Source organism: Rubripirellula reticaptiva, assembly GCF_007860175.1.
Classification (GTDB): domain Bacteria; phylum Planctomycetota; class Planctomycetia; order Pirellulales; family Pirellulaceae; genus Rubripirellula; species Rubripirellula reticaptiva.
On record NZ_SJPX01000004.1, the window covers coordinates 551,090 to 568,720 of the forward strand.

At 53.1% G+C, this 17,631-nt stretch carries 16 protein-coding genes; 11 read left to right on the forward strand and 5 right to left on the reverse strand.

Annotated features, from left to right (window positions below):
• The first annotated feature begins 20 nt into the window (after positions 1-20).
• Positions 21-1,349: a TraM recognition domain-containing protein gene (locus Poly59_RS19100; RefSeq protein ID WP_186776390.1), complete on the forward strand. Its 1,329-nt coding sequence runs from the start codon at positions 21-23 to the stop codon at positions 1,347-1,349.
• A 91-nt stretch (positions 1,350-1,440) separates the two neighbouring features.
• Positions 1,441-1,659: a helix-turn-helix domain-containing protein gene (locus Poly59_RS19105; protein WP_146535711.1), complete on the forward strand. Its 219-nt coding sequence runs from the start codon at positions 1,441-1,443 to the stop codon at positions 1,657-1,659.
• Positions 1,660-2,116: 457 nt separating this feature from the next.
• Here Poly59_RS19105 and Poly59_RS19115 read toward each other — a convergent pair whose 3' ends face one another.
• The gene (locus Poly59_RS19115; RefSeq protein ID WP_246151762.1) at positions 2,117-2,731 is read right to left on the reverse strand and encodes an ankyrin repeat domain-containing protein; all 615 of its coding nucleotides are present in this window, start codon (positions 2,729-2,731) and stop codon (positions 2,117-2,119) included.
• Between the two features lie 145 nt (positions 2,732-2,876).
• Positions 2,877-3,344, reverse strand: coding sequence for a hypothetical protein (locus Poly59_RS19120; RefSeq protein WP_146535713.1), 468 nt, complete (start codon positions 3,342-3,344; stop codon positions 2,877-2,879).
• Positions 3,345-3,518: 174 nt separating this feature from the next.
• On the opposite strand from Poly59_RS19120, the gene parA reads away from it, so the two are divergent.
• Both parA and Poly59_RS19130 read left to right on the forward strand, forming a co-directional pair.
• The gene (gene parA, locus Poly59_RS19125) at positions 3,519-4,139 is read left to right on the forward strand and encodes a ParA family partition ATPase (RefSeq protein WP_146535714.1); all 621 of its coding nucleotides are present in this window, start codon (positions 3,519-3,521) and stop codon (positions 4,137-4,139) included.
• Positions 4,136-4,384, forward strand: coding sequence for a plasmid partition protein ParG (locus Poly59_RS19130; protein ID WP_146535715.1), 249 nt, complete (start codon positions 4,136-4,138; stop codon positions 4,382-4,384). The genes parA and Poly59_RS19130 overlap by 4 nt, the downstream gene beginning before the upstream one ends.
• A gap of 196 nt (positions 4,385-4,580) precedes the next feature.
• On the opposite strand, the gene Poly59_RS19135 is transcribed toward Poly59_RS19130, so the two are convergent.
• Positions 4,581-5,492, reverse strand: a complete 912-nt coding sequence (locus Poly59_RS19135; protein WP_146535716.1) for a M78 family metallopeptidase domain-containing protein — start codon at positions 5,490-5,492, stop codon at positions 4,581-4,583.
• Positions 5,493-5,496: 4 nt separating this feature from the next.
• On the reverse strand, positions 5,497-5,922 hold the full coding sequence (locus Poly59_RS19140; protein ID WP_146535717.1) for a helix-turn-helix domain-containing protein: 426 nt from the start codon (positions 5,920-5,922) through the stop codon (positions 5,497-5,499).
• Between the two features lie 167 nt (positions 5,923-6,089).
• On the opposite strand from Poly59_RS19140, the gene Poly59_RS19145 reads away from it, so the two are divergent.
• From Poly59_RS19145 to Poly59_RS19175, 7 genes are all read left to right on the forward strand, one after another.
• Positions 6,090-8,045 carry a di-heme-cytochrome C peroxidase gene (locus Poly59_RS19145; protein ID WP_146535718.1) on the forward strand — a complete coding sequence of 652 codons (1,956 nt, stop codon included), beginning with the start codon at positions 6,090-6,092 and terminating at the stop codon, positions 8,043-8,045.
• A 22-nt stretch (positions 8,046-8,067) separates the two neighbouring features.
• Positions 8,068-9,393: a hypothetical protein gene (locus Poly59_RS19150; protein ID WP_146535719.1), complete on the forward strand. Its 1,326-nt coding sequence runs from the start codon at positions 8,068-8,070 to the stop codon at positions 9,391-9,393.
• 87 nt (positions 9,394-9,480) lie between these two features.
• Positions 9,481-11,784, forward strand: a complete 2,304-nt coding sequence (locus Poly59_RS19155; RefSeq protein WP_146535720.1) for a lipase family protein — start codon at positions 9,481-9,483, stop codon at positions 11,782-11,784.
• The gene (locus Poly59_RS19160; RefSeq protein ID WP_146535721.1) at positions 11,784-13,157 is read left to right on the forward strand and encodes a trypsin-like peptidase domain-containing protein; all 1,374 of its coding nucleotides are present in this window, start codon (positions 11,784-11,786) and stop codon (positions 13,155-13,157) included. Before Poly59_RS19155 ends, Poly59_RS19160 begins: the two co-directional genes overlap by 1 nt.
• Before the next feature lie 80 nt (positions 13,158-13,237).
• Entirely contained in the window at positions 13,238-14,005 is a 768-nt protein-coding gene (locus Poly59_RS19165; protein ID WP_146535722.1) for a hypothetical protein, read from the forward strand.
• Between the two features lie 79 nt (positions 14,006-14,084).
• Positions 14,085-15,473 (forward strand): S1 family peptidase, encoded by a 1,389-nt coding sequence (locus Poly59_RS19170; protein WP_146535723.1) that lies wholly within the window; start codon positions 14,085-14,087, stop codon positions 15,471-15,473.
• 1 nt (position 15,474) lies between these two features.
• The gene (locus Poly59_RS19175) at positions 15,475-17,004 is read left to right on the forward strand and encodes a hypothetical protein (RefSeq protein ID WP_146535724.1); all 1,530 of its coding nucleotides are present in this window, start codon (positions 15,475-15,477) and stop codon (positions 17,002-17,004) included.
• A 345-nt stretch (positions 17,005-17,349) separates the two neighbouring features.
• Here the strand turns inward: Poly59_RS19175 and Poly59_RS19180 are convergent, their stop codons facing one another.
• Positions 17,350-17,616, reverse strand: coding sequence for a hypothetical protein (locus Poly59_RS19180; RefSeq protein WP_146535725.1), 267 nt, complete (start codon positions 17,614-17,616; stop codon positions 17,350-17,352).
• Positions 17,617-17,631: the final 15 nt, after the last annotated feature.

Below are 17,631 nucleotides of genomic sequence, written 5' to 3' on the forward strand. Positions count from 1 at the left end.
TGACAGATATAACCTTGGGCTTGGACGCTGACGGAAATGACATTGCCTATCCCGTCAGTGATTTAGAAGAAACGAATTGGTTGATCACCGGGGCCCCTGGTTCAATGAAATCCGTATTGGCCGTTTCTTGGATGGCCCAGTACATCAAGCACCCAGACCATGCAGTGGTCATGGTGGACTTGGGCGGTGACTTAGCCGGTTACCACGCATTGAAGTCCAAGGCCGATGCAGCGGGCAAACCGTCCTACCTAATATGCCTTGATGAAACCGTCGATTGTGACGGATGGGACATGTTGAAAAACACTCCGGTATTCAAGCTTGATCCAAAGCGAGCAGTACCGGGACTAATGGGAGCACTCAGGCTTCAAAGCGGTGAAGGTTACCCAAACACATTTTGGTCACGTCATTCGGCAGCAGACGTGAACAAGGCCGTCGATGGACTTAAGGCAATCGACAAGTGGTCTTTTGAGGACTTAGCCGAACAACTTCGGCAAAACGATGCCGAGTCCAAGAACAAGGGTCAAGTCAGCGAGGCGTTTCTTGCAGCCGAAGAACTTTGTCGGTACACGCGAGCGATGTCGAGCAGAGAGCGGCAGCTCTTAATCGGCCAAGCCATTGAAGAGGCGGCATTGATTTACTTCTTTGTTCCCTCAGGCATTGAGGGAGGAGCCGCCAGAAGCATAGCTGCTGCCGCAAACTGGTGCGTGATGATTGAAGCCGCCCTTCGTTTTGATTCCGAAGCAGCTAGTAAACGAACAATCCACCTTGTTGTGGATGAGTTTGCACAAATTGCCTCGTCAGGCTCCACGACGGAATCGATCCTCAACCTTGCCCGCAAGTGGAACGTGCAACTGACGCTAATCCTGCAATCAATTGCACAAGTGCCGGACGACCTGCAATCGGTACTTCGGACCAATTGCCAGCAAGCAATATTTGACGCCTTCACTCGTGACGAGCAGGAGCATCTTCGCTCGCTTAGCTTAGACGTGTACCAGCAAGGTCAAAGAAGCATGAGCGTATCGGGCATTGATATGCCTACGCAAACTCAAAACGAACAAGTTGAGCCCTCACTTACCAGAAACGAAATCCTGGAAGTCTCTGGCATCAAGAGCCAGTTCTTCCTCGCTCTGAAGCTGGGAAATGGCTACCAGCAACCTGTGGTTGCAAAGGTCAAGCCTGCAATCAGCCTGGAGGAGCACAACATCTACAAGCAGATGCCGCTTCCGCGTTTAGGTACGCCGCTTTCTGTTCCAAGCCGCACTGATGCCAAGCAATTTGAATCAGTTCCAGACCCGGCACTTCTTGAGCTGATGAATCGCATCAAGTCAGAGCAGACTTGGTGGCGGTGACGTCTCCGCGACCGGTCCACCAATCACACCTCCACCGAGTCTTCCCCCACCCTTTTCAAAATCACTACCGAGCAAGCACGGGATCTAAAACATGGTCAGCGTAAAAGAGATGGCAAAAATTCTCGGGGTCAGCCCGAAAACGATCTACGCCATGGCAGAGGGCGAGCAGATTCCGTTTTTCCGCATCGGGACGGGACGAGGAACACTTCGCTTTGAAGTCGAGGAGGTAAAAGCGGCGCTCAGGCAGGAGGCAGCTGGGCAAGGATCTTCGGAACCGCTTAAGAGAGCCCCTTCTCGTCACCTCAGCTAACGTGGGTGAAAAAGCCGTGGACAGTTTTGCGGTGCCCAAAAAAGGGCAGAGATAAGGGCAGAGAATTACGGTAAAAAGCGTTCTAAACCTCTGCCCTACGGTACAATACGTTTTTCCCACGAAGCCAAAGAGGTATCGTCCTGCCACGAAAAAACCCCGCAAAACACTAGGTTCTACGGGGTTTTCGGTGATGGACGATACAGAACTCGAATCTGTGACCTCCACGATGTCAAAGCAGCTTTTTTATCTTCAAAAACGCGAAAGTCCTGCAAATCACGGCATTTCTGCATTCCTTGCTTTCCATATTTTGCGTCAACACTTCCCTTTTCCGACCTGAAAAGGGAAGGGAAAAGGGAATGAAACCCACCTCTGAAATCAGCCGTTAAAAAAGTTGGGATATTGATCAGCATCACGCGACAGCCCTCCAAACCGGAAGGATGTCTGTCACAGATCAGCTTCAAGCGGGGGCAAGCCAAGTGTCTTGAATTGCCATCGCGGTTTCCAACTGCCCATGCCGTTCGGCGACTTTGCGGACGCGGTCAGGAATGGACGATGACCGGAAGCGAGAACTGAGTGAGTCTTCGTGCTGGAGCATTGCCTGTGCGACCTCGGTATGACCAGCTGCGGCGGCGTCGTGAATCGGGGTGTATAGTTCGTTGTTGGTGATCGTCGCCGTTGCGTGATGCTTCAGGAGAAGCTTCACCATCGGAAAGTCGCCACGGCGTCCTGCGAAGTGGAGCGGGGTGTTTCCAGCTGCGTCCGTTGTGTCTGGATTCGCATCTTTGTCCAACAGAATCTGTGCCATGAACTGGAACCCGTGCTCGGCGACCAGATGAAGGGGCGTTTTGCGCCTTGTCCCTATTGAGTCTGAACAGACGCCCGCTTCCAGCAGGACGGCGAGAATGCCGATGTCTCCGGTCCGCGCTGCACGATGGATCACTCGATCCTCTCGTTTTCCGATTGCCCCGTTTGGATCTGCCCCAAGCTGAATCAGTTCCCTCGCCATTTCAGGCTGCCCTGATCTTAACGCGACTTCGAGAACGCCTCGCCCGACGCAATCCTTGGCAGTCATTTTTGCTCCACGTGATATCGCATCGCTGAAATCGACATGGCATCCTGATTCGATGGCGTGAATGAGCTGATAATCCGGCAACATGCCGGCAAATTGCCACGACCAAATCGTAAGCGCAAGACTTTTATTTCAACACGATTGCCAGCTAGCTCACTGCTCGACCTGCTGTCGAAATCAGGTAGAGACCAATCAGCACAATCGTAATGCCGATGCAACCGCGTATCGAAATCTCTGCGTTGCCAAACCACTTGGCAGCGACAACAGCGAGTAGGGCAGTCGTCGCGTAGACGATCGCGGTGCTCGCATTGATGATCGCAAAAGGCAAAGCGGGATTGGGAGCCTCCAGTGCGACGCGTCCCATCGCGATGTTGGCAAGCGCGCCAACGGTGATGCCCAGGACCAGCAACACTACAACTTGTAGGGGCTGACTGGTAAGGCTCGTCACATTGACGTGTGGTGAGAACAGCACGATGCCGACGCCGGACCCGAACATCCATGTAAAGATCGTCAGATCAGAATTGAGACTGAAGTTCTTTGCCATGAACGGTGCGAGCATAGCAAACACGCACATGGCAAGCATGATGCCGAAGGACTTGAATACCCAGGGTTCCATCGTTTGATCTCGCAATTGAGTCGGGAGGCGTTGATGTGGTTCGTGTGCAAATTCTTTCCGGCAAGACAGAGAAGGCAAATCATGACGGCGCAAAAAATGGTTGCGCTCATGAACGAGATCGTGTAGCGTGAAATCGCAACAACGTGCAGTCTCATGCACAGAAATACGACGAACATGATTTACGCATTCCTGAACCAGAAAGGTGGTGTCGGCAAGACAACGCTTTCCATCCATACCGCCGCCGAACTCTCCAACCGAGGAAGGCGAGTGCTGTTGATCGACGCGGATCCGCAGGGCAGCTCGCTTGGATGGTCGAACCATCGCGAGACGGCGGACTTCACTGTCGTTGGGATGGCCAAAGCCACCATCCACAAAGAGATCGAGAGCCTCGCCCGAGACTACGACGACGTTGTCATCGACGGTCCGCCTCGAGTCACCGAGCTGGCCCGATCCATCATCCTCGCAGCAGACATCGTGATCATTCCACTCCAACCATCGCCAATGGACGTTTGGGCAGCAGCCGAAACGGTTGACCTGGTTCGCGAAGCACAGATGTTCAATCCTGAGATCAAATGCTGCCTTGCGCTGAATCGAAAGATCGCCAACACGGCAATCGGAAGGGACGTGAGAGAGGCGTTGAAGGAACTCGACGTGCCGATTCTGAAAAGCGACATCGGCCAAAGAGTGGCATTCGCCGAGAGTGCAGCAAGCGGAACGACGGTTCTCGATCAAAAAAGATCGAAAGCAGCGAATGAAATCAAGAGATTCGTCGACGAACTAAGGAGGCTCCCATGAGCAAGAAAATCACCATGACAGCTCGCCCAAAAGCGAAAGCGGAAGTCGACAAATGGGTCGAGACTCGAGGATCGACCGTAGCAGAGAAGCCAGCCGTCAAACCGAAACGGCTAACAATCGATATCGACCCAACGCTTCACACCGATCTAAAGGTGAGCTGCGCCATACGGGGCATTCAGATCGCGGATCTGGTGCGCACCCTTATCGAACGCGACCTGCTCAGTCGGGTTTCAAGCGACGATTAATCGCTGATGACGTGGATGTCGGCTACAGGAACAGGCGATATTACATCGCAATTCGGTTTCACAAATCTCCGAACCTCGTCGACCAATTTCTTCGCTTGACAGCGGTCATATGTTCACCGCTTAGCCTCTGTTTGGGAAATGGAAAAGCGAATTATGCCTGAGAAAATACTGAGTACTAACCACGCAGCTCTCCACGCTACATGATCGCGATCACACGGGTTGTGGTGAGAGTCTTCTGAGAGTGGATCAATATGAAAACTTGTTTTGTTGTCGTGAAAGCTTCGGCAACGCATTCGTGAGTCGCACCGTTGCGGTCAACGAGTCCAATTTTGCGAATACCTGACATCCGTTTTCCCGTTGCGGGCACGGCCGCACCGACTTCGTCGCTGGGCGTAAAAAAGCCCGGCCAGTACAGCGATCCGAACTGAGTGTCGAAACTTGGTGAAGAGACAAAGCGTCGCAACTCACATCGAAAACCAAATTCTTGGTCGACCTCGGGCATTTCAAGGACCAAGACTCCGCACGCCCGGTGATGAGTCGAAACATATCGGCGAACTGCCATGTAGACCGATGAGCCGTACGTTTTTGCTAAGCCGAGCGGTGCTCGTATTCCAAATTTGTAGTCAGCCGCTTCGCTTTGAAAAGCATCTCCTTGAAACATGACTTCGGTTGCGAAATTGCTTGCTTCCCGCTCGAATGCTTCCGCAATCTCAGGGTCCAGTGTCATTCCGCAATCTTCGGTCACTGCGTAAAGGTCTTTCTGCCAGGGCAATACCGCGTGCGCCGTCTCGTGGAGTTTCAAGAACGGCAACTGTGCTTTGTGCAGTGCTTGGTCGAGGTAAACGATTCTCGCGACAATGTCGACGACACCGCGAATTTTTTCGACGGCTCGCTTGATCGCTCCCTTGGCTCGACTCCGAAACGATCTCAATAGCGTTTCGTCGGCCAAGTCTTCGCGAGCGAGTTCGACTTTCGAGACGGCCATGATCCGATCAATAGGCGTCGGGAACACTCCGATTGCATCGGCTTGAGTCAGAGCCTTAAACGCTTCCTGGCGGATTCGTTGACGCTGTCGTTCGCTAAGGGCGCTGTCGTCGGGTTTTGGCATTCCATTATTTCCTAGAGCGAAGAAACGCAAGATACTCAAGCAACTGATCTTCTTCTTGCTCGGTCAGAGCCTCTTCGGCGAAGGTTGCTGCTCGTCCGTGCTGTTGGGGTTTGCTCTGCTTGCTGCTCTGCTTTATTGACGATTCAGGTGATCGAGTCGTGATGTAGCCCGCCTTTTGCATCAGTTGATCGTACGCCACGTCGTACACCTCAGCTAACGTATGGAGCACATGCGGCGACGGTTTCGTGATTTTGTCATTCTCCAACTGCGACAGATAGCCATTGGAAATTTCCTTGTCTGTCGCATCTTCGACCTGCCGAAGCGTCATCTGCTTTTCAGTCCGCGTTTTTGCCAAAAATTGCCCGAGAGTCAGCGTTGAATCGTTGTCTTTCGCCGCGGACACACGCGATTTGATGGTCTTCTTCGGCATTGGTTACTCTCCAAAGTTCAATGTTTCCACTCACAGTTTACTAGCATGTGCTAAATAAAGCAAGCAAAAAGAACCGCGTTGCTTGACAAGCTTAGCAAGCATCCCTAGGCTTTGTGGCGACGCTTGAGTTGCCGCATTCAGCCGGTTCTACCTTTGGAGAAAATGCCATGCAGTTTGTTAGTCGAACAGCCTTCTTGTTGGTCGCTGCCTATGCGACCGTCAGTTGGGCGCAGGAAAACCCCCTGCATATCCACCACGGTGATGCCGTTGATCGGGTGGTGACGCTCAAGCAGAATTGGTCGGACGAAGAATCGAACTGGTTCTATAATGTCCCCCAAGGTTCGCGGCTGTTGCCGTATGACTGGTTTCTTCATTTGGAACAACCGGCGTCAGTGTCGCCGTTTTTTGACCCCGAACATATTCGCGACCTTGGCTACATTCCGCGAAATGTGTCAGCCGACAATCCTGACGGCTTGCCATTGGGATTTGTAAAAGATGCCGCCTACGATGACGGTACCGCCGGTCTAGGTCTCACGTGTGCGGCCTGTCATACGTCGCAGATCAACCACGGGAGAGTTGGCTACATTATCGACGGCGGCCCTGCCATGGGCGACATGCAGACTTTGATGAAACACTTGGTCGCATCGTTAGACAACACGGTTAAGCAGGACGGAAAGTTCTTACGATTCGCTGGCAAGTTGTTCGGCTCCGACGACTCTGAAGAGAATCGCAAATTGCTTCGGTCGGCTTTGCAATCCGCCGCCAGTGCGAGGGCTGGATACAACACTCGAAATTTTCCAAATGAAGATGCGGAAGGTTTCGGCCACGGACGGGTGGATGCTTTTGGAGCGATCTTCAACGAGGTCTCGGTCACCTTCTTGGGCATCAGCGAAAACGTCCGTCCCGCATCGGCACCTGTCAGCTACCCGTGTCTCTGGGACGCGCCGCAACACGATCGTGTCCAATGGAACGGGGCTGCCGAAAACCGAACGAGCGAACTGGGAAAACTGCTGTTTGGCACGGTGAAGGTGGGAGCGCTCGGCAGAAACACCGGTGAGGTACTGGGCGTCTTTGGCCACGCCGAGATTGAGGATCACGAGTTGCTTGTTCCTCGTAAGTACGCATCAACGGTGAACAAGGCGAACCTCCTCGAAATTGAGGACAGCCTTGAAAGATTGTGGTCGCCAGAATGGCCCACGGCTTTTGGTGCGATTGATAAGTCACGCAAACTCCGCGGTGAAGCGTTGTTTGTAGAGAATTGCCAAAGCTGCCATCAGGCTATTGATCGAACCGCAGATGATCGCAAGGTGACCGCCATGATGTCGGACGAAGGAACCGATCCAGCAATGGCGATGAACTTTGGCCGAACAGCAAAAACGGGTGTGCTGGAAGGACGACGCATTTCGTTATCCGATCACGAACGATTCGGCTCCGAAGCACCGATTGGTTCTCTGCTCAAGCACCTTGTCCAACGCGTGATGCTCAATTCGCTGCCGCGAGCTGAGATCAAAAATCTGTTGGTCACTGGCAAGGCGGGGGATGAAGAACTGAGCCCCGGCTATCAGAACACAGCGGTCATTCGATTTGGCGACAACTCGGTTAACGTGCCTCTTGATTCGCTCGCTCGTATTGGCGACGCGACTATCCAAATATCCGCAGGCAATGAAAAACTGAATTCGCTGGCTGACATGATCCGGACGAAGTTGGCTGCTGATCCCAAAGTTGCTGGTGCGCTAGAAAGCGTGGTGTCGTCCCAAGAGCGAGTAACGCTTTCGCAACCGGATGATGAGGGAAGCGGTGGGGAACTTCGTGTAAACGAAGCAACGGCGTCCTTCGCCTACAAGGCAAGGCCGCTGAACGGCATTTGGGCAACTGCCCCGTACTTGCACAACGGGTCGGTTCCAACGCTCTGGGAACTTTTGCTTCCAGAGGGCAAGCGGAAGCCTACGTTTCATGTCGGAAGTATTGAGTTTGATCCGGTCCACGTCGGTTTCGTTGACGATGCACGCTTTCCAACCTTCGACACGTCGGTCGACGGTAATCTCAACATCGGCCACGAGCATGGGGTCGACCTTGAAGATGACCAGAAGCTCGATTTAATCGAATACCTGAAGTCACTCTAGCAATCGAAAGTTGAACAGAATCATGCGAACTATCTTGATCGGTCCGTTGTGTGTCGTTGCGTTGAGCATCACATCAGTAGCACGCGGCGAAGCTCCGAAACTCGATATGAATGACGTTTCTTGGTTGTGGCCGGCACCGCAAAATGCGGCCGACCTGGATCGAGTTTTGTCAATCTCGTCGATTCAAGCGAAGGATGGTAGCGACGTCTGGTCTGACGACCAATTCCAGGATTTGATAGCGACCATCGAAAGCGATGCGTCCAAGCTTGGCGAGAGTCAGATTGGATTGCGTGATTCATTCCGGAATAAGCAAATGTGGAAGATTGCTGCCATGCGAATTGATCCGACGGCACCGGGAGGCCATGTCAGCATTGTCGATGCGTTCGGCAGCTCACCACAAATTCGGCTTGTCCTTCAACCAGTGGACGTTTCAGGTGAAGCCGTCGTTGTCCACGATGTCGCGGTTCACCTGGTGTTCGATTACACCGTTGCCGACGCTACATCGAGCCGAAAGGTACCGGACCGCGAAGCGTTCACGTCAATCCTCAGAGAGTTGGACGGCCTCAAGGCAATGTCGGAGATCGCTGGTGCAACCACGACGGGCAAGTCGCTTGGCGTGCATCCCGGATTGAAAGCCGAAGTCGATGGCTTGTCTCAGGCGGTCAAAGACTTCCTTGAAAGTCATCTCGCATCCGAGAATCTGTCCGCGATGGCGATCATGGGGCTAGACAGGACGCTTCCCGAGCCTTGGATGTTTCTGGCGCTTGGCAAATCGCGTCAGCCGCCAGGTTGTTTCGGGCCGGTCCCGTTCCTCCCGGTGCAAGTGATTGACTTTCGTTCTATGAGCGTGTCGCCGCCACCAATCGTTAATAATCGTTCTCTCATTGATTCTCGTTTCGTTGTGCCAGTGAACGAACGTCGTGGAGTCGCGACCGCTGCGCTGTTCAATCGAGGCGTCGTTTTGGACGATTTTGCAATTGTCGGAACGGACGGTGATGACGAAGTGTTCGACGGTGAGCTGCGCTATAGAGATATCGCTGATGTCGTTGCTAACCCTGTCATGTCACACTTTTTCAATACAGACTGCGTTAGTTGCCATACGGAGACGAGGCGTCGCATCGCGTTAGACCTTGAACCTGGCACATTTGCGTTCCGAGTCGGCTCGCAAGTCCCTGAGATCGCCGACGAAGTACTCCCCAAGCACGATTGGAACGTCAGGAACTTTGGTTGGTTTCCGCCTCACCGTGTGATTGGCGGAGGGCCAACAGTTGCCACTGCAACACAGCGCACCGCCAATGAAACAGCGGAGGTCGTTTCCTTCATCGCGGAAGAGTACGGCGAGCGTTAGTACGTCCTTCGTTTCTCTTAACCAAAGGTCACGATTCAGTCGCCAGCCGTTACAATCAAAAGCACAGCAACTCTCGGAGAAAAATCTATGGCTAAGAACAAGTTGACCGACCAAGAACGCGAAAACCGTTTACGGAAATTGCTTGGCAACATCGCACCGGAAGGGGCGTTGGGCAATCTCAAGGAGACACTGGAGTCTACATCGCCGATGGCCGGGGAAGCGACCGAATCGCTTGACAATCTGACCCTCGGTGGACCGAATGCATCGGACGAGCAGATAGCGGTCGAGTCGCTCGACGTACTTATCCAAGATCCTGGTGAAGGTGTGCTTCGTCCCGATCAGTTGTTCGGTCTGGAGGCAATCGTTCACAAACGTTTTCGCCCGGCTGAGTTCATCTTGAATAACTCTTTCAAGAACCTGCCGCATCCATGGACACATCTTGGGAACGGGGACTCGCGAACAGCAATTGAAACCGCATGCCGATCTATCGGACGCATTGAAGTTCCAGGACACCCCAGCCTACCATATGCTGGCACAGGCTTCCTCGTCGGAACCAATCTGTTGATGACCAATCGCCACGTCGCCGCGATTTTCTGTCGAGGACTGGGACGCAAGCATGTCAAGATTATCACTGGCATGAATGTCCAGATTGACTTTCTGGAAGAGCATTTAAACCCAGAAGAGTTTGTTTTGGAAGTTGATGGTGTCGAGTTGATTCACCCGTATTGGGACATGGCTCTCCTGCGAGTGAAGCAGCTTCCCGAGGGCGTCGTTCCGTTGACTCTCTCGACGGCGCGGCCCGAAGCGTTTGAGAACCAGGACGTCGTTGTCGTTGGCTACCCAGCTATGGATCCACGCAACGACATCACACTCCAAAATCAAATTTTCCACGGCGTTTACGACGTCAAACGCTTGCAGCCAGGAAAGTTACTCACCAGACAAGAGGTTGGCAGTTTCGGCAAATTGGTCAACGCTCTAACACATGACTGTTCCACACTTGGCGGGAACTCGGGGTCAGCCCTCCTGCACATTCCGAGTGGTCAGATCATCGGCCTACACTTCGCCGGAATCTATTTGAAGGAGAACTACGCGGTTCCGACCTTTGACTTGGCTTCTGATCAAAACGTTGTCCAAGCAGGCGTGAATTTCGCTCCAGGTGACGTGCCATTAAGCAATGACTACTTGCAATTTTGGAACGACGCTGATTCCGAAATCGCCGAATCATCGGGTACGTCGAGTGGCAGGCTGAACGCTTCGACGACAACCGGCTCGTCACCCCAGACACCTTCGCTTCAGTCGCCTCCTCCGCACGGTGGCGCGGGGAACAACGACTCGCCACTGTCGTTTGAATGGACTCAACCACTCCATTTTTCGGTTCGGCTTGGCAATCCTGTTGCGGGACATCCCGCGCCAAGCATGATTGCCTCGCTTTCGCCGACTAATGCGAGTGTTCCGACCAGTGAGGGGCGTTTTCGTTCACAACAGACGAGCGACAATGAGTTGGCTGGTGAGTTTGATTCGCTGAGTCTGCTTGCCGACGGCGATGCCATCGCCGCCGCGTACTCAACGGCGTTCTGCAGTCAGCTTGCGTATGAATCTCCGGCGGTTGTTGACCGTGTTGCCCGTCGATGGAATTTTCAATTCTGTCGGTCCATTCATGTTGGCGACACGCAATGTTTCTTTGCTTCCAACGAAAATGTCAACTTGATTGCTTTTCGTGGCACTGAAAGCCTTGCTGATTGGCTCACCGACTTGAAGATACTTTCCATTCAACGAACCTACGGGCGAGTTCATCGAGGCTTCGTCGGCGCGTTCCAGGATGTCGAGTCGCAACTGCTTGAACTGATCGAATTGAATCCTGGAAAGCGATTGGTCATTACGGGTCACAGTTTGGGTGGCGCATTGGCGGTCGTCGCTGCGGCAGAGTGGAGTGGTCGCATCAATGTCAACAGCGTTTTTACTTTCGGTCAACCAGCAGTTGGGAAAGGAAACTTCGTACCATTCATGACCAATCAATACGGCGAGCGGCACTTGCGAGTGGTCAACGACGATGACATTGTCGCGATGGTGCCTCCGACCTTCGTTCATACCGGTCGTCTGCTACACATGCGCAACGGTGTTCAGATAGAATCGTTAGCGCTGGGCCACTCTGCGACCGACGAAGTTGAGCCTAGCGGCGAGGCAGTCAACGATCCACCAACGATGAGCGAAGAAAAGTTTGGCACGCTTCAAGACCAACTACGAGTGGCGAAAGCTATGACGCCCACGACTGACATCGCTGAAGAAGGCCCCTTGCATGCCGAAGGTTTGCTGCCAAGTTTTCGCGACCACAAAATGGCGAACTACATCGCAGGATTGAAACGATTGATGCGGGGAACCAACGGACAATAATGAGTTCAGTTCCCTACCCGAAAAGTTGTGTTTGGTACGTCGAAGCACGGTCCGGCAAGGACTCGGATGCGGTGCGTTCGGTTGGAAGCGCGGTGTGCGTCCGGCTCAAGCGAGCGTCCGATGAGCAACCTCGCAAGTATCTTCTGACGTGCAGTCATGTGGTGCGGGCCAAGTCCGCCGATGGACGCCCGGCGGCGGGTGCTTTGCTTCCGTTCATCTTGTGCTGGGCACCCGGTCGTGGATTTGTACCGATCAAAGATTCGAGCGACTGGCCTAGTGAAGCCGACTGCGGCGTTTGGACGGCAAAGGTTGTCGACGTTTTTAATCGTGCAACTGACGGCGTTGCAGCAGACGATTTGGAAGAGTCTCGCGACTGGGTGCTGCTTGATGTCGAGCAAGCCGACTTCCAGGATTACCCAAGCGTCATGTCATGGGCAGAGCCCGATGATGCAGGAATCAGCATCGTCGGGTTTCCGGCTGGAGCAGCTCTTTGGAAGCCTAGCATGATCGTCGAAAGCCTTTCGGCGGACAGTTTTCGACGCGAAGTATCAGCCAGTTCGCCAGCGTTGACTTTATTGACCAGTCCAGAAGAAACCGCACCGGGTATGAGTGGTGGCGGCCTTTTCAATCAGGATGGCGGATTCTCTGGTTTGCACAGAGCACAAAGCGTCGCCGCTCGCCAGACTAGCGGAATCCGAGCGAAGCATATAGAGCAAGAATTGGGCGGTAGAGGCTACACGGCCATTTCGGCACAGCCCAGTGCTGTTCAACGGGATGAAGATCCGGTTGTTGAAGCCCGACCGACTGCTGAGTTTTTCCAGTTTGTTCAGGACGCGGGAAGCATGTACGCGAAGGTTGCGTACGGCGTGGTGCTCTTGCCGATCGTCGCCTATTTCGCTGGAGTCGCAAGTCCGTTTCCCAACGAAACGTTCATGGGAATCGCTGCCTCCATCGCCGCATTCTTCTCTCTGATGTTCGCCTTCCAGCTTTGGCTTCACGGGGAAACGACAAAGAAGCGGCGCGACAAGTTATTGGTTCGCAATGGTGTCGCTGCTTTGATCTGTGTGGTTCTCTACACCGGCTTGTTTTCTATGTTCGTAGTAATCGACGACCGGCAAGGGAGCAAAGAAGTCGTCGGCTTTCGGTATCAACCTGATATAGAGATCGTCCGAGGAAGCCAGTCGCCACCCTTGACCGACAGGCAGCTACTAGAAAACTTTGAAGGTGAACCGGAGCGAATTTGGACGAAATTCTCGTTAGCCATCACGCGAATGGGGATGCTGGCTGGTTGGATGCTGATGTGGTTTCTTCTTACGATAACGATTGGAGTGTTCTTATGCGATTCATGGCTACGACAGCGAAAAACGAATTGAGTTTCGGTTCATCATTTGATTCTTGGTACATTCGGATCGTCGTCGCTTTGGGTTGCGCTTTGTTTGCGGGAACACATGCAATGGCTCAAGTCGTTCAGCCAATGCAGCCGGTGCGTACCTTCGGCGAAGATGTCCGCAAATTCTACAGCGAAGCGATTGATGGCGAACTTGTGCCGGAAGTGACGATCTCAAACGGAGAACTCCGGTATGAACTGCCCTGGCCATCATCCTTCGATCCGATGCAAGCAGCTCCGTTGGAAATCGCCGCGATCGAGCAGGCAAGAGTTGAAGCGATCAAGCGGCATCGAATGGACACAGATAACCGACGTCGGAATTGGAACACGGTGCTTCCGGTTGTGGAGAAAGAAATCGAACGCATCCTTGCAATCGATAGGCAGCAAGCTGGCCGACCGGCCACTAAGGAACAGATGCAAAAGGCCTTGGACGTGTCATATCGAATCGACCAAATTTACTATCAGTTCTTCAAGGACATCGCGACGCGAGGCAATCTGCGACTCAATACCGAAAAGGCTGTCGAGGCCTACCCCGTGGCGATCTACGCGGTTCCTGATGGTGCCCAGGTTTTGGAGATTGACCGTGGTACTTACTTAATTCACCAACACTACAAACGTCCGATTCCTTGGAAGCCCGTATCCATCGGTGGGTTCGGTCACTTTAGCTACGGACGCGTCGTATTGAAGGCGCAGTGGCCTGACAATACCGGCTTCGGCGCAAAAGAATGGACGTACACGAAGGGGCGCGTGGTCGAGGTGCTGCCCAACGGCCCCCGCGATGCTGGACCAGACGACGAATACGAGCGACCAGCGATTGGGAAATTTATCCCGTAGCACCGTCATTTCATGTCAGAATTGACGCTGCTCTTATCGACGAGGGAGGATCGCGACCGAATCACGGAGAAAATTGGGGATGCCACGTCGCAAGTCAATCTCATGGTACATCGAAGCACGAAGCAGCAAGACTGCATCGGCGGTCGTGGCGTGCGGGAGTGCAGTGGCCGTTGTCCTTACGCCGCCGGGTGACAAAGTCGCTCCCCGACGATTCCTTTTAACGTGTTGCCATTGCGTTCGAGCGCCAGTAGGCAGCGGGGACGAACCTCGCGGTCAATTGTTACCACACATACTCTGTTGGCCGCACGGCAGAGGTTACTCCCCGATTCGCAGTGATGACGATTGGCCATCTTCTAGTCGAGATGGCAGTTGGTCTGCCACAATCGTCGACATCTACGATCGACCAGAAGACGTGTTGACCCAAGATCAGATTGGGCCTGGCGTGGACTGGATTCTGTTGAACATTGATGAAGCCAGTTTTCAAGAGTACGAAACTGTTCATCAGTGGAGCGATACTGGTCACGACGATGTTTCGATTGTTGGTTTTCCTGAAGGCAACCGACACTGGCATGTCGGCTCCAGAGTTGAGGCCGAAGAGGTACCGGGATTTCGTCTGGAGGTGACGCCTGAATCGCCCGCCCAAACAAGACTTAGCGGCCCTGCAGAAACGGCTCCAGGAATGAGCGGCGGTGGAATGTTCAATGCCGATGGAGAGTTGGTTGGGATTCACAGGTCGCGACGTAGGGTCGGCAACTCGGTCGGTGGTGTATCAGCAGCACACATCGCGCACGAATTGCAGCTTCATGGCTATCGGATTGCGTCGTTTCAACCTGTCCCCAAGCGGCGATCGGTTCAGGAAAGTGCAGTCGACTTCGTTTCTTTTATCGCCAACATTCGATCAATAGAATCGAATCTTTTGAAGCTAGTCTTAGCTGCCCCTTTCTTGGACTTGATCCTGAAGGTTGGCCCTTCGCTCACTGACAGGACAGTGACTTCATTCATTATTGTCTTATTGCAGGCAGTCGCTTATCTCCTCGTTTTCATCCTTTGCACACAGTTTCTGCGGTTGCGTCGCTCAATCGTTCCAGTCGTCGTATGTGGTGCGTTGTTCGTTGCAACACTGATGGGCTACGGCCATTTTCGGAATGAGTACGTTGTGACGATCGAGCAGAAGAGCGATGAAGGCATCGAGCAATTTTCGACTCAAGAAGTCATCGGTGCCCGAGATGTTTTTCAACCGGGCTTCGAGAGTCTCGCGAATAAGCCCCCGCGTGAATGGCTCCGGGACTTTCCCAACCCCGAATCGGTCCAACCAATCGATTCGATTCGCTCATCCAAAATGAAACTATGGTGGAGCTGGATCGGTGTGTGGCTTTTCGGATCGCTGACGCTTGGATTCTTTCTCTTCAAGTCTGGTCCGTTACCCCAATTCGACGAAGGTATGTCGACGACATCGGAAGGTGCCTAAAATGTTTCGACTTTTCATATTCTTTCCAGTCTTTTTCTCCCAGATATCCATTGCTGCGGCGCAGCAGGGAAACGGCGTTGTCGTCAACGTCGCAAAATCTGCGACGACGATCGTTGTGAGACAGCAGGGCGCTGCGGTCGAACAGACGATCACTCTGACCCCCGGCGACACGGTTCGTCTCCGCAACTTTGAAAAGTATGAATTGTTCATTCCGACGGAGACCTCAGTCTACGATTTGGACGCTAGCTCTTTACCAGGAGGGATGACTCCGTGGCATCAGCAATTCTACTGCGTGTTCCAAGACGAACGGGGAAGTTGGAAGCTCGGCAAAGGCCTTGTCAAGGGTTTCCGGGATGCTGCGCGCCGATACGTCCAGACCACGGAAAGTGAATTGCGTGAGAAATGGGATCGACGACTCGATGACACGCATGAACTGAGAGTCGATCCGGCGCAGTTGCGGTATTGCGAGGCGTTCATGTTGGAGGCGTACTTACGCCGCAAACTTGGGTTAGAGCTTTTGATTCATCCTGATCCATGGTCAACCGGGCAAGATGCTAACGATCCCGCTACGATTTCAATCGAGGCACTTACCTGTGAACAAGTGCCCGCGTCGCTTAAAAGTGAGCTTGAGAAAATGGTGAAAGACGCACTCGAAAGCCCTTTTGCGAATGTTCAATTCGATTCCGTTTGCACCGATGACGATGTCGCCGACGCAATTTGGGACGGAGTTAGACGACTCGCTCAAACCTCGTCAAGAACAGTGAAACCACCATCGCGTCGAGTTTCGGTAATTGAGAACGCCGGGGGACAGTTCTCACTCATTGGCACTGGGAAGTATTTTGGTGTCGATGGATCGGCAAGCATAATTGATGACGCGGTTGGAGAGTTAAAGAAGCTGAGCGAGATCGAATCCAGATCAGAATTCGACTACCTTGCTGGCGCAGTAAAACCGATTCGAGACGACGTCAAGCGACTTGCCGCTCTATCGGTTGAATCGAGCGACAGGTCGGAGCAACGACGAGCGCTGATGCACTCACGAATCAATGCGCACTACGGTTGCTCGTTTCTCTATACCCGGAACCCAGCACTTGAAAACATGGCAGTCACGCTCGACGACCGCCCGATCGTGGATTTATTCACCATCGACGAGACGGGGAATGTCAAGCGAAGCAAGTATTTCACTTACCAAACCGTACGAATTCATACCTTATCAAATATCGAAATTTCGCTCGCGGGCTACGACTATGCCGAGTACCGTTATAAAGGTTTCTGTGACATCATTGCGCTTGCCGCAAACGACCAAGCAAGAAAAGAATTGGAGCAGAGGTTTAAATGGGAATCACTCCCCATTGGATTCGATGTTGGAAATCAATTCCAGGCTTCCAAACGATTCTGCGTGCGTGGAGTTGATGTTGGCGCAAACGGACAAATCCTCAAACGCTCCAGGGTGCTTTCATTCGAGCCCAAGTCCGGCCACAAGTTTGTCATTGATGGGCAAAACTTGGTTATCTCCCCGCTTCCATTAAATTGACGGCAGTGGCAGTGTGGTCTTACTTGAGATTGCGAATCACAGCAGAGTAAAAGCATCACGCTACCGCCGTCACCGGTGACGCGGCATTGGGGCCAAAGACATGACGCTTACCAGTACGCGAGCGTCGGAGGGGGCGAGTTGCCTCGGAAGTTAGAGAACTAAATGACCCACAGATGCCAACAAGCACGATTTTTTCCGCGTTCTAACGTTGTAAAGATCTCTCGAGCAGCCAATACAGGCGAAGGTTTCCATAAGATACATTATCACTCAAACAGCCTGTCAGGCAGACGTGATTCTCAATTCCCCGCACGATACGAAATTTGAACATCAGCCGCTGAGGGTTCGTTAACTTGGACCAGTGTTTTCCATTGTTCGAGATTCGGCCTGTTGTTGATCGTGGATCCATGCGTTGGCTTGGTCCGCTAACTTCGCAAGATGAAGCAAGTCGTCGCGTCCGAAGCTGTCGCTGTGCTTCCAGTGCTCGCCGTCCTTGTAGCTTCCGTCGGATTTGGCATTGTAGCTGACGCAACCATCTTCGCTGACGTTGCGGAATACCGCCGCTGAGATGGTGCTCAGTCGGAGACGATGCACTGGCTTGTTTTCATTGGGCATAACGATGCCCTTCGT